The 12,154-nt window shown below is 44.2% G+C and carries 13 protein-coding genes; 3 read left to right on the top strand and 10 right to left on the bottom strand.

The features are described 5' to 3' along the window. Positions 1-2: 2 nt before the first annotated feature. The 8 genes from UCH003_RS05240 to UCH003_RS05205 all read right to left on the bottom strand — a co-directional run bounded on the left by UCH003_RS05240 (position 3) and on the right by UCH003_RS05205 (position 6,910). Positions 3-395 (bottom strand): rhodanese-like domain-containing protein, encoded by a 393-nt coding sequence (locus tag UCH003_RS05240; protein ID WP_039672752.1) that lies wholly within the window; start codon positions 393-395, stop codon positions 3-5. Between the two features lie 61 nt (positions 396-456). Then, positions 457-2,487, bottom strand: coding sequence for an ATP-dependent helicase (locus tag UCH003_RS05235; RefSeq protein WP_060825708.1), 2,031 nt, complete (start codon positions 2,485-2,487; stop codon positions 457-459). Between the two features lie 68 nt (positions 2,488-2,555). Beyond that, the gene (locus tag UCH003_RS05230) at positions 2,556-3,095 is read right to left on the bottom strand and encodes a hypothetical protein (RefSeq protein WP_039672754.1); all 540 of its coding nucleotides are present in this window, start codon (positions 3,093-3,095) and stop codon (positions 2,556-2,558) included. After that, on the bottom strand, positions 3,092-3,742 hold the full coding sequence (locus UCH003_RS05225) for a CDC27 family protein (RefSeq protein WP_060825707.1): 651 nt from the start codon (positions 3,740-3,742) through the stop codon (positions 3,092-3,094). The genes UCH003_RS05230 and UCH003_RS05225 overlap by 4 nt, the downstream gene beginning before the upstream one ends. Next, positions 3,732-4,532, bottom strand: a complete 801-nt coding sequence (locus tag UCH003_RS05220; protein WP_060825706.1) for an ATP-binding protein — start codon at positions 4,530-4,532, stop codon at positions 3,732-3,734. The genes UCH003_RS05225 and UCH003_RS05220 overlap by 11 nt, the downstream gene beginning before the upstream one ends. Continuing rightward, on the bottom strand, positions 4,532-5,029 hold the full coding sequence (locus tag UCH003_RS05215) for a hypothetical protein (RefSeq protein WP_060825705.1): 498 nt from the start codon (positions 5,027-5,029) through the stop codon (positions 4,532-4,534). Before UCH003_RS05215 ends, UCH003_RS05220 begins: the two co-directional genes overlap by 1 nt. A gap of 11 nt (positions 5,030-5,040) precedes the next feature. Continuing rightward, the gene (locus UCH003_RS05210) at positions 5,041-5,550 is read right to left on the bottom strand and encodes a hypothetical protein (RefSeq protein ID WP_060825704.1); all 510 of its coding nucleotides are present in this window, start codon (positions 5,548-5,550) and stop codon (positions 5,041-5,043) included. Between the two features lie 31 nt (positions 5,551-5,581). Further along, entirely contained in the window at positions 5,582-6,910 is a 1,329-nt protein-coding gene (locus UCH003_RS05205) for an ATP-dependent DNA helicase (RefSeq protein WP_060825703.1), read from the bottom strand. Between the two features lie 58 nt (positions 6,911-6,968). On the opposite strand from UCH003_RS05205, the gene UCH003_RS05200 reads away from it, so the two are divergent. Next, positions 6,969-8,978: an SH3 domain-containing protein gene (locus UCH003_RS05200; RefSeq protein ID WP_060825702.1), complete on the top strand. Its 2,010-nt coding sequence runs from the start codon at positions 6,969-6,971 to the stop codon at positions 8,976-8,978. 21 nt (positions 8,979-8,999) lie between these two features. Here the strand turns inward: UCH003_RS05200 and UCH003_RS05195 are convergent, their stop codons facing one another. Together UCH003_RS05195 and rhuM are read right to left on the bottom strand one after the other, a co-directional pair. Next, the gene (locus UCH003_RS05195) at positions 9,000-9,188 is read right to left on the bottom strand and encodes a DUF1737 domain-containing protein (protein ID WP_060825701.1); all 189 of its coding nucleotides are present in this window, start codon (positions 9,186-9,188) and stop codon (positions 9,000-9,002) included. Positions 9,189-9,223: 35 nt separating this feature from the next. Continuing rightward, positions 9,224-10,213 (bottom strand): Fic family protein, encoded by a 990-nt coding sequence (gene rhuM / locus UCH003_RS05190; protein WP_060825700.1) that lies wholly within the window; start codon positions 10,211-10,213, stop codon positions 9,224-9,226. 191 nt (positions 10,214-10,404) lie between these two features. On the opposite strand from rhuM, the gene tpx reads away from it, so the two are divergent. Both tpx and UCH003_RS05180 read left to right on the top strand, forming a co-directional pair. Further along, positions 10,405-10,965 carry a thiol peroxidase gene (gene tpx / locus UCH003_RS05185; protein WP_082709153.1) on the top strand — a complete coding sequence of 187 codons (561 nt, stop codon included), beginning with the start codon at positions 10,405-10,407 and terminating at the stop codon, positions 10,963-10,965. Beyond that, positions 10,949-12,148: an NnrS family protein gene (locus UCH003_RS05180; RefSeq protein WP_060825699.1), complete on the top strand. Its 1,200-nt coding sequence runs from the start codon at positions 10,949-10,951 to the stop codon at positions 12,146-12,148. The genes tpx and UCH003_RS05180 overlap by 17 nt, the downstream gene beginning before the upstream one ends. Positions 12,149-12,154 lie beyond the last annotated feature (6 nt).

Here is a 12,154-nt window from a genome sequence, read left to right as displayed (position 1 = left end):
TCCTAAGGATTGTAGGGCGTAGGTACGTAGCCTTTTTGAAGGAGTAATTTCATACCGCCACGTAGATTTACGACTTTGTAACCTTGTTTGGAAAGCAAATCCGAAACGGCGGAAGTTCGGCTTCCCGTACGGCAGATCAAAGCAAATTCTTTGTCTTTACTGACATGTTTGTCAAGTTCTTTTAAAAAGGCATCGACGTCGTAGCGTCCTTGCTCGTCAAAGAACGTCAACAAAACCGCACCTTTCACAACGCCCGTATCGGCCCACTCGGGTTTAGTGCGAATATCCACGACCGTTATACCGCTTTTGACGACGGCTTCGTCGACTTCAACGTTTCGCAAATCTGCAAAAAGAAATGAACTCAGAAAGATTAAAAAGAGACCGATTTTACGCATTATAACTCCTCTGTTTTTAGGAGTTATTTTATCCGTTTAAAGTAAGAGATGACTTTAAAACTTAATGTACCATTCCCGCTTCAACTAAAAACGGTGAATGGGTATAGCTAATCTTTTTGATTTTGTCGTACTTGGCATACGAAAGATAAAGCGTATCTTTGGCCCGTGTGGTCGCTACGTAAAAAAGGCGACGCTCTTCTTCCAAACTTCCACCCTTTTGCATCAGCTTTCGATTGGGGAAGCGTCCGTCCATGAGGTCGATGACGTAGACTTCTTTAAACTCCAGCCCTTTGCTCGCATGAATGCTGAGCAAATTGACCCCCTCGCCTTCGCTCATTTCGTTGCTTCCTAACGTTAAGGCATTTAAAAAACGCTCGCTCGAAGCGTACGAACTTGAAAGGTCTTTGAGCAGGTGCCCTTTGCGAAAGATGCGTGAGCGTGCTTCGGTTTTTTGTTTTTCATCGACACTGCCGTCTTTTTTAATCGAACGTTTAAGTGCCAAAGTTTCGGCGATCGCGCTGAATACTTCGGAGCTTAAAACGTGATTGATGAGACTTTGCGGCGTTTTAATGCGCGTGGCATGTTTCATAAATTTGTAAAATTGGTATAAAAACTTCGCCCCATCAACGCTCAAACGCGGGTGCTTTAAAATCGGACTGGATAAAAATAACTCTTCAAAACCCAAATTGTAAAAACGGCTCACGCTCCCCAAATCGTAAATCTCGTCAAAAAGCCCTAACTGATGGTTCTTGGGACGTTTTTTAAACAGGTCTTCGACACCGGATTTGGGATGAAAAAACCCTTCGTAAATATTGCCCTCGCCCAATTTAAAAAGGGCGTCAAACAGTTCTTTCGAAAGAGAACTCCCCACGCCTCTAGCATACTCAAACGTATGAATAAACGCCATCATATCTTTGGGGTTGACCACGACGCCCACAAGGTCTAACATCGCCTTGACTTCAGCCGCGTCAAAAAAGCTGATGCCTCCTTTTCGCTTACAGGCAATGCCTTGTTCTCGTAGCGTTGCCTCAATGCCGTCCGCGGTAGAGTTATTGCGGAAAATAACGGCAATTTCCTGCGGCGGATTGGCGGAATTGCGAATCAACGAAGCGATGGAATGGTATTGAGCGAACAACTCATCGTAAATCAGCAGTTGCGGTGCTTCAAACGCTCCTTCGCGCGTGACTTCCAAGTGCTTTTCGTAGAGCCTTGGATTTTGTTCGATGACGCGATTGGCTAAGGAGAGAATTTTATGAGATGATCGGTAATTTTTATTGAGCGTAAAAACATTGGCATTGGGGTAACGCGTCGCAAAAGAGCCGATGATGTCGATGTTGGCACCGTTAAAGGCGTAAATACTCTGATCGTAATCTCCTACGCAAAAAAGCGACTTGGAACGAAACGCGTCGATCAAAGAGCCTTGTAAGGTGTTCGTGTCTTGGTACTCGTCGATTAAGACTTCCTCAAAACCGATCAGATCGTTTTTCGTCAATGCTTCGCGCATCAAAATCAACAAATCGTTAAAATCCACGTATCCGAATTCGTGTTTGAGTGCTTTAAACTCTTCAAAAATATCTTCGTAAATGTCAAAAAAAACGCCGTGTTCACTGTCGTTTTCCGCCAACCATTCGGTAAAGCTTTGCGTCACGGTACTGTTTTGATAGAGCGAAAAAAGATCGTATAGGTAACCCGCGCTGTAAGCTTTAACGCCCGATTCGATATGATCGAACCGTCTTCGCTCCACAATGGTTTTGAGTAAAATTTTCAGGTCTTTAGGCTGTTTTAAAACGATGTTGTAGCCCATTTTTTTGAGCAGACGATAACTGACCGCATGAAAGGTTCCCGATTCGATTTGAGAGGTAATCGACGTGTTAAAAAAAACGCCCACGCGCTCGATCATCTCGGCGGCGGCTTTGTTGGTAAACGTTAAAAGCAGTATTTGAGAAGGGGCGATGCCTCGTCCGAGCAAGTAGGCTAAACGTGCCACGATCGTAGACGTTTTGCCCGTTCCGGCACTTGCGATAATAAGATTGTACCCTAACGGTGCGGTTGCGGCACTTTTTTGTTCGGGATTTAAACGGCTTAGAGGCATGGTATTCCTAGAAAAAACATTTGAGGCGAAATTGTAGTCCAACTCACCCAAAATCTAGGTAAAAACGTTTACAAATACCAGTGACGTTGAACCAATTTTCCGTCTTTATGCTCATCGATATAGACTTTTTTCGGCTCGTCTTTGGAAAGCCACAACAGATAGTCCATCGTATCGGTCGTGATTTCGATGCCGTTGGAACCTTCTTTGTAATTGCCTTTTGAAAGCTGTTCAAACACGCGTGAGAGCACATGATCGGTTCGCGGTAAGGTTAACTCTTTAAGGTTGATCGCATCGTGCATAAATTGATAGATAAGCTTTTTTTGAAGCAGCAGCGTTGCAAAATACGAACCGCTTTCACGGTACTCTTTTGTGCTGATAAGGTTTTTTGAGATATTGCCTAACGGATTAATCGAATCGGTTTTGGCGCACGCATCTCCGATCATTACCAAAATTTGCTCGTTTTTCTCATTTTTCAAATAACTTTGAGAAGCGGCGTCGTTACAGACTTTATCGTAATTTTTTGCCTCATAATCGCGGGTAAGCTCTTTATACGTATAAGCGTAAGACATCGTCAACAAAAGTCCAAACCATACAACTAAAATTTTCATTGCTGTCCTTTGTAAAAAGTGAGAAGTGCTTCAACTTCGGGAGATTTAATATAGCTTAAAAATAATTCTAAAGAGCTTATAGCTTCTTGCGGATAGCCAAGATGAAATTTTGCTTTGGCGTACAAAAGACGAGGCAACGGCGAATGGGTATCGTACGTACTTGCTTTTTGTGCCCAAAGAATCGTCTCTTGATAGGCTCGAAGATGAAAATAAAACTCCGCTAAAGCGTACGCATTTTTAAAATCGGGTTCTTTGGAAAAAGCTTCGACGAGCTTGCGCTCTTCTTGTAAAGCACGTAAAGCTTCTTCGGACTCTTTTTCGGGTAAAGAGGCTTTAGAGTGCAGACCGCTAACGCCTAAAAAAAGGATCTCTTTGGCTTTGGGTTTGGCAACCTCATTCAAAGGTGCCGCTTCAATCGGCGGTACGGAAACGGGAGTGGGAATCGTCTCTGCGGACTTAGTCACAACCGGAGCAACGATCGGTGCCTCGCCCTTGTGATGAATGCCGAACCAAGCGGGACGATACGCATAAACAACCGCCGCACTAAGGCAAAAGAGCCCTAAACAAAGGCTTAAAATTTTCATCGTACGTTTTTTTCGGAGCTTAGCGCACCGTTTTTCCAAGTCCAAAAAACGATTAGGCGTCATGAATCAGTCCTATATCGAGTGCCGTCATCGTTAAAAGGCAACGCGTTATTTTTCGGTATTTGGCAAGGTTGTTTTTATGTGCATAGGCAAGCAATTTCATCAACGTATAGCAAAATTTTTTAATCGTGCGAAAATTGCCTTGCGTGTAACGCGTGATAATTTTTGCTTCACTTTTGGAAAACATACACGCAATATCGCCGTACGAATGAGACATCAACAGAGCATGGATATAGCGTAAAACTTCGTGCTCATCGAGATTTCCGTACTCTATGACCCATTTTGAACGGGTTTGAAACTGCTTTTTACGCAATAACCGTACCCCTTCGTCTTTGTGCATCGCCAAGACAAATTGAAACAGTTTATAATCGCCTAAAATACGAATCAGCTCAAATTGATCGTCGTTGAGCAGTTGTGCCTCGTCGATGAAAATTGTGCATCGCAATCCGACGAAAGCTTCGAATAACTCTTCAAGCATCTCGCCTTGCGTTTTATGCGGCAAAAACTCCATACCGCGTACGTCGTAGAGCTGTTTAAATAAATCTTTAGGTTCGAAAAACGGATGATCGATAAAAACGGTTAGCGAACGTACCGCCGTCGCATGATGCATAAAGCGCATCATATGACTTTTTCCCACGCCCGGATCGCCGACGATAAAAATCAACGGCACGGACTCGTCTCCGATGGATTCTTGGAGCTTTTTGCGTGCAATTTCGGCACTGATACTGTCAAAATAAAACGACGGATCGATAGCGTCTTTGAAAAGTTCTTTAGCGGCTTCGAATTCACGCATTAAAAGTTGATTCCATTTTCTTCCGGGATTAACGAACGCTTCGGTAAAGGCGGTGCAAGGTTGAGTTGCGGGGATTGTTGTTGTCTGGGTGCGGTATTTTGCTGTTGTTGCTGAAAAACGCCCTCTTTTTTGATCGCTTCGACGATCTCTTGGGTGGTCGGATTGGTTTTCACGGTGAGTTCTTTAATAAAAACCGAATCGATCGTTATATTGTGTGTTTTTTTGGCATATGCGATTAACGTCGCTTTTAAAAGCTCTTTTCCGCGTGAGGTAACCAAATCTTCGGCATAATAACTGCCAATGACGATATTCAGCGCGTCGATAGCTTTGTATTCGTTTTTCTTAATATCGTTGCCTTCAAAAATAAGCCCGAGCGTTACTTCAACTGGCTTTTTATCGGACTTTGCAAAGACGTTGGCTTTGAAATGCTCAATTGCCAACGTCTCGGCAAAAAGACTGACATGTAAGAATAAAAATACAACGACTAGGTATCTCATATGAGCCTTTGTTATACGGATGTGTCGAGTACACTCCCGCCAAGTTCGGCGATGCGTGCATCAACTTTTTCAAGTGCTTTTTGCATCGTAGTATAACTAATTTCAGGTAATTTTCCACCCCAAAGTTTCTCGGCTTCATCAAAACCTTGAAGCATTCCCGAGCGTCCCGCTTGAAGCTTAGAAAGATCATCGCCCGCGCCGTTGATGACAAAATCGGCGATGCGCGCACTCGTCTGTGCGATGCCAAAAAAGCCATCGTCTGCGACCAAGGCTTTGGCTTCATCTTGGCTGAGTTGCCCAATGGGTTTTCCCGTATAGCCAATGTCGGCTAAACGAAATGTATCGGCTTGTGTACCAAACGTCGCACGCGATTGTGCCATCATCTCTTTTTGGTACTCTGCCAAGTAACTGTTAAAAATATCTTTACCGCTCAGCTTGTTTTTTTGTGCCTCTTCAAGAGAGACATTGCTTGCGCGTTTTGTCGTACTAGACGTGCTTTCGTAACTGACATTGAGTTCCATGGATGACTCCTTGTATTTTACATGTAAATCGTCAAAATGCATCAAAAAGTGAATCTGGCTTGGGCTCTTCGATTTTTAATATGTCTGATTTTCGGTAAAACTCACCCACTTTGGGAGAGACTTGCACGCATCGTACTAAGTGTTCTTGGAACCTCTGATAATGATAGTCTAGCAACAACTGTTTAGGCTCGCGTGCCCTTGAAATCGCCACGTAAAATTGACTCTTTTCAAAAATGGTGTTGATGTTACACACCAGTGAGTCGATGCTCATGCCTTGGCTTTTGTGAATCGTGATGGCATAGGCTAGTTTGAGCGGAAACTGTTCAAGAGAAACGAGCGGCTTTTCTTTGACTTCGCCTTCCATCACGACATTTTCATGCAAGGTGTACTCTTGGCGTTCTACTTTGACCCATTCACCTGCTTTTTCCACCAAAACACTCTCACCTTCGATGGCACGAACGATGCCCGTTTCGCCGTTGTAGTATTTGCCCCATTTGTTGGTACAAAAAAGCACCTTCGCACCCACTTTTAAGGTCAAGTCAACGGGGATAGGAAGCGCGTTTTTCCACCCTTCGATCTTGTTTACATGTAAAGACTGCTCGTGTACTTTTTCTTTCGCTTTCAGCACGATAGGCTCACTCTCAATCTGTGCCAATTTTTGAATGTTGAGCATCTCCGCTTCTTTGTTTCTGCCGAACAAAACGGTCGGATCATTGTCCCAAACACTCACATTGGCGCGTAACGCTTCAAGGTATGCGATGGTATCACTTTCCAAAATGCCTCGTCGTATCTTGCCAAGATGCTCAAAAAACTGTGCATCGTGCGTACGCTTCGTGATGGTCAGCTCCACGACCACTGGCTCAAAAGCATTCCACGAACTGCTCTCAAACGCATACTCAAACCCGCCCCATAAGCTATCGTCTTTGCCTTTTGAAACGGGAGGAAGTTGGAAAAAATCGCCCACAAAGAGTACACTTCCCTCAAATCCCGCATTGCGCAGACGATAATAGATCATATCAAGCAGATCCGCCGAAACCATGCTGATCTCATCGATGACCAAAAGATCGCAGCGTGTCAACACCTTTTTGATCTCTACAAGCCTCGCTTTGGTATAACGGTCATGACGAGTCAGTTCATCAAGATGATTGCAGATACCAAAGGCAAAAAAGCTGTGCAGGGTTTGACCACCCACATTGACCGCACTGACACCTGTACTTCCAAGAACGACCACCTGTTTACCGACTTTTCGAAGCTCCGTCACCACTTCACCGACCAGATAACTCTTACCCACTCCCGCACCGCCTGTGAGCAATACGTTCTCTTTTTTTAAAATGTCGATGAGTTTTTGTGCTACGTTCAAAGAGGCTTCCTAAGTTGTTTTTGGTATTATAGCATTAAGAAAATTCAAGGCTTCACATATGTCATTACGAAATATTTTTCTTTTTACATGTACACTCTTTTTTCTCAGCGGTTGTACACCCAAAGAGCCGACACCCCAAGCGGTTGTAGCCCAAAATGCGGCTTCTAACGCGATGCTTTTGTACCCGCAAAAAGTAGACTTTTTAGCGCAAAATGTCTCGCCGCAAAAGGTCGCACAAGATGACTTTACCTACCGCTACTACAGCCCTTGGTTTCGAACGCATGTGAGCCACGACAAAGAGGACGCACTGTGGGCAAACCGATCGTACGGACTGAAAAATCGCTACTATGGCGAGAACTTACAGCTCATCGATGGCGACGAGATCGATGCGATCATCCAAAGTACCAACAAAGAGGCGTATGGAAGCATCAATGCCCATGCGATTATGATCCAAAATGCGCAGATGCGCAACCTTCCTACTGAAAAGCCTTTTTTCAAAAAGACAACCTTGCCGGGAGAAGGCTACCCCTTTGACTACTTGCAAACCTCACGCATTCACATCGCAGAACCCATTATCATTTCACACTACAGCCGTGATGGTGCTTGGGCATTTGTGGAGAGCTCATTTGCTTCAGGGTGGATTCCAACGGAGAGTTTCGTACTTGTAAACGCTCCCGAGCGAACCAAGTTTATCAACGCGACCAAAATCGCCATCGTCAAAGACAATGTGCCGCTTTACAATGCCCAACAGCGCTTCATCACTTACGCCAAAATAGGCGCTATCTTGCCCATCGTGCCACGTGAGGACAACGACTTTTTTCACGCGTACATGTACACACGCGATGCCAACTTTCAGGCGCAAAAATTAGAACTGCGCATCCCAAAAAGTGTTGCGCAAATCGTGCCGATTGATTTTACAAAAGAAAATCTCAGTCAAATCGGCGACGCACTTTTGGGTGAAAAATACGGATGGGGCGGCTTTCTTGCTAATCGTGACTGCTCGGCAATGACGCGCGACTTCCTTTCCCCTTTTGGCATTTGGATTCCACGCAATTCAGCCGCACAAAAAAGTTTTGGCGAATACGTCTCACTCAAAGATCTCACACCGAAGGAAAAAGAAGCGATGATACTCAAAAACGGCATAGCCTTTTTAAGCCTGATCTACCTCAAAGGTCACATTATGCTCTATGCGGGCGAGTATGAGGGTAAAGCACTTGTCATGCAAAACATCTGGGGAGTGCGAACGATGGAGGATGGCAAAGAGGGTCGCAATGTCATCGGTAAAGCCATCATCTCTGACCTTTATGTCGGTGCCAATCAGCCCAATGTGCCTGAACAAGGGCTTCTCATCAACCGCGTTGAGGGTATTACCATCAAACCCGCCAATCCTAAAAGCAACAACCTTGTGCAAAAATACCCCAGTGTGAAAGTCATCAAGGACAATACCGTCTTTTTTATGGATGGAAGCACCCTACCGTATGATGATAAAAAAGTAAAAACCTTTGATCAGTTGCTCGAAAATGCGGACATCGAAGATATGTTTAGCCAAAAATACCCCGCTTTTGCACCCATCACCGCTCCAGCGCTCAACGATGACCCAGGTCGCTTTCGCAATGATGCTTTTTTGAAAAAACTCTACGGAACGAGCAAAAGCGAGATCGAAAAAAACCTCACAACCGTAAACTGGCTTCCCAACCACGGCGGCAAAAAACTGCAATTTAATAAAAACGAAAACGCGAGCGTACAACTTCAAAAAGTCTCCGATGAGCTAGACAAACTGCCTGAAGAGTACATGAAGTATCTCAAAAAAGTCGACGGCACGTACTACTACCGAAAAATCGCCAAAACCGAACGCCTCAGTGCTCACAGCTACGGCATCGCCATCGACCTAGACACCCACTACTCTCGCTACTGGCAGTGGGATAAAACGCACACCTTTCACAATGAATTTCCCAAAGAGATCGTCGATATTTTTGAAAAACACGGCTTCGTCTGGGGCGGCAGATGGTACCACTACGACACGATGCACTTTGAGTACCGACCTGAGTTGTTTGAAAGCATTGACTAAGAGCTTTGTCACGCAAAGCTCTTAGTTCGTAAAACCGCACGCCTTTACGTCTTTATCTTCTTCTTTCACAATCGCTTGTGCTGCTATGACTGTTTGACCATTAAACGTTATGGCAGGATTGCCATGTAACTTCCAGCCGTTATTTAAAAACTCCGTGATTCTTGCACAAAAGGTTGAGTCATCAGGTCCTGTGATCAGTTTGTATTGCATTTTTCCTCCTTTCAATCTTTACATGTAAACGTATTTTAGTCTGTTTCACCTAAAATATTGACGATGAGTTTGACCATTAGCTCTTTTTGACTTGGCTCACTTGCGGCGACTAAAAGAGCAAGTGAGACCAGAGCGTTATCGTTGATTTTAGGCTCTCCGTTTGGCTTATAAGCGATGCCGTTTTTATGTAAAAAGAGAATGAACAAAAACGAACCAATGCGTTTATTGCCATCACTAAAGGCATGGTCTTTGATGACATAGTAGAGCAGATTTGCCGCTTTTTCTTCAATGCTTGGAAGCAGATCAACCCCGCTAAACGTTTGATAGATATTGAGCAGTGCGCTTTGAAATTCACCCGCTTTTTCATTACCGAAAAGCTCTGTTGCATCGCCTTTTGCCATTAGGTCTTTTTTGAGCGCTTTAATGGCACTCTTGGCTTCATCGTAGTCTAAAATGAACCGCTGATATAGCGTGCCTTGCAGTGCATGAAGGGCGTCTGAGTCATAACCTTGAAGCAATGCCCACGTTTTGGCATAATTGTTGATGATGTCAAACAAACCTTTGGCTTCGTTACTGCTGAGTTCTTGCGTTTCGATGCTTTTTCGCACCAACTCCATCGTGGCGGTAAGTTCACTCAGACTTTGAGCATTGATGCGATGGTGGTTGAGGGCGTAGCCTTTGATGAGATACTGTTTCAAAACATTGGTCGCCCATTTTCGAAACTCAGTCGCTCGTTTTGAATTAACACGATACCCTAAAGAGACAATCATATCGAGATTGTAAAATTCAACAACATAGGTTTTACCGTCGCTCGCAGTTGTTGCATTTTTTGCAACAACTGAATTTTCTTCAAGTTCACCTTCTTTGTAGATGTTCTTAATATGCCTAGAAATGACCGATTTGTCTCTGTCAAAAAGTTCACATAGTTGCTTTTGACTCAGCCAAACTGTCTCATTCTCTAAGCTCACTTCTAAATTCACATGTCCCAAATCATCGGTATATAAAACAACATTTTGATTTTCCATTTGAGTTTCCCTTTTTACATGTAAAACTTTACGCTCATTCTAGCTTGATTTAGTCTCACATTTCAAAAATATTTCACGATGAAATAAGACTTTACATGTAAACAACTTTCAAAAACATAGATGTAGATCAAGGTTTTTTTGTTTTAAATGGGATAAAATTGCTCTCATATAAAATACGAGAAAGGATTGACATGATTTTTACGGCGAAAATTGACAAGACAGCCCTTAAAGGAACTCCTGTAAAGTTAGAGGGGAACTATCAAGAGGTGGGAAACTATGCGCCTTTGGTGAAAGTAACGACACCTGATTTGCAGGAGAAAACCATCGGTGGAGAAAGCAACAAAGCTCAACTCATCATCGCTGTGCCCTCTTTAGACACGCCTGTGTGTGACGCAGAAGCGAGACGTTTTAACCAAGAAGCGACGAAGTATGAGAACATCGACGTGACGATTGTTTCGATGGACTTACCGTTTGCGGCGGCGAAATTTTGCAATGTGGCAGGCATCGAAAACCTCACCGTCGGTAGTGACTTTAGAGATAAAGCGTTTGCACGCACATACGGCATGCTCATCGGTGATGGAGCGCTTCAAGGGTTATGTGCGCGCGCCCTTTTTGTGATCAGCAAAGACGGCAAGATCGTCTACAAACAGGTGGTTCCTGAGATTACCGAAGAGCCTAATTATGACGAAGCGCTAACTGCCACTATCGATGCAGCCAATAGGGGGGCTAGTTGTTGTGGTTTTTGTCAGTAGTTTAACCCCACCCGAGCCGCCTAAAACGACGGCATTTCAGAACTTAAAAGCCCAACCACACCGCATCTTTTTCTTTGCGGGCGTGGTGCAAGGGCTTTTCTTTGTGTCGCTTTTAGGATTCGTGTATACGGGGCTTTTAAGCTTACATGTCAGCCTTGGACTTTACCATGCGTACGCGATGGCGTTTGTCATTTTTACGCAATTTTTTGCAGGGTTTTTATTGACGGTATTTCCCCGTTATTTAGCCCGTCCTTCGGTTGCACAAAAAACCTATATGCCGATTGTTTGGCTGATTAACGGCGGCGGGGTACTGTTTATCGCTCTTTCATTGTTTTCCCAAAAAGCGACGCTTCTTCCGATGGGGCTTATTTTCGTCGGATACTGCCTTCTTTTTAAGACGCTTTGGCAAATGCAAAAAGCAAGTCACGTCTCCGCTAAAAAAGATACGACGTGGATGCTCGTCGCATTTGCATTCGGCATGCTCTCGCAACTCTTATTTTTCGCCGACTTCTTCGTCGACGTCTACCGTTTTGCGCTAGGAAGCGGGTTTTACCTTTACCTCTTTTTGATCGTTTTGATCGTTTCGCAAAAAATGATGCCGTTTTTTACGTCCAATACAATTCCGGGTTACACGATCAACAAAAGCACATATTTTTTAGAGAGCGTCTTTGTCGCATTGATGCTTAAAGTGCTTTTGGAAGGATGCGAACTCAACGCTTTTGTAGCGGATAGTGCGTTATTTGCTATCGTGACCTACGAACTCTTGAAATGGCGTTTGCCCTTTAGCAAGGCTCCGGCGATTTTATGGGTGCTGTTTCTCTCGATCTGGTGGGTTCCCGTTGCTTTTGCGCTTTTCGTCGTACACGATTTTAGCGCACTCTTAAGTGCTTCGATTTACGTCGAAAAAGCACCGCTTCACGCTTTGGCACTGGGGTATTTTACCACCGTTTTGATCGGTTTTGGGACACGCGTTATTTTAGGACACTCCGGACGTACGCCTAAAGCGGATGCGTATGCGATAACGCTCTTTGGATTGATTCAGGTGATGACGCTTTTACGCATTATTGCTGGTATTTTTCCGCAGATAGGCTACATGCACGCAATTTTAACGATTGCCGGTTTGTGGATACTGATTTTCGGACTATGGGCAAAGCGGTATATTAAGATTTTATTCGAGAAGTAGGCGCGT

This window comes from Sulfurospirillum cavolei, from assembly GCF_001548055.1.
In the GTDB taxonomy this organism is placed as follows: domain Bacteria; phylum Campylobacterota; class Campylobacteria; order Campylobacterales; family Sulfurospirillaceae; genus Sulfurospirillum.
This window is presented reverse-complemented; position numbering and strand designations above follow the sequence as displayed.

Bases quoted from the DNA above. Each gene is read 5' to 3' on its own strand.
- UCH003_RS05240 (WP_039672752.1), bottom strand. From the start codon at position 395: ATGCGTAAAATCGGTCTCTTTTTAATCTTTCTGAGTTCATTTCTTTTT.
- UCH003_RS05235 (WP_060825708.1), bottom strand. From the start codon at position 2,487: ATGCCTCTAAGCCGTTTAAATCCCGAACAAAAAAGTGCCGCAACCGCA.
- UCH003_RS05230 (WP_039672754.1), bottom strand. From the start codon at position 3,095: ATGAAAATTTTAGTTGTATGGTTTGGACTTTTGTTGACGATGTCTTAC.
- UCH003_RS05225 (WP_060825707.1), bottom strand. From the start codon at position 3,742: ATGACGCCTAATCGTTTTTTGGACTTGGAAAAACGGTGCGCTAAGCTC.
- UCH003_RS05220 (WP_060825706.1), bottom strand. From the start codon at position 4,532: ATGCGTGAATTCGAAGCCGCTAAAGAACTTTTCAAAGACGCTATCGAT.
- UCH003_RS05215 (WP_060825705.1), bottom strand. From the start codon at position 5,029: ATGAGATACCTAGTCGTTGTATTTTTATTCTTACATGTCAGTCTTTTT.
- UCH003_RS05210 (WP_060825704.1), bottom strand. From the start codon at position 5,550: ATGGAACTCAATGTCAGTTACGAAAGCACGTCTAGTACGACAAAACGC.
- UCH003_RS05200 (WP_060825702.1), top strand. From the start codon at position 6,969: ATGTCATTACGAAATATTTTTCTTTTTACATGTACACTCTTTTTTCTC.
- UCH003_RS05195 (WP_060825701.1), bottom strand. From the start codon at position 9,188: ATGCAATACAAACTGATCACAGGACCTGATGACTCAACCTTTTGTGCA.
- rhuM (WP_060825700.1), bottom strand. From the start codon at position 10,213: ATGGAAAATCAAAATGTTGTTTTATATACCGATGATTTGGGACATGTG.
- tpx (WP_082709153.1), top strand. From the start codon at position 10,405: ATGATTTTTACGGCGAAAATTGACAAGACAGCCCTTAAAGGAACTCCT.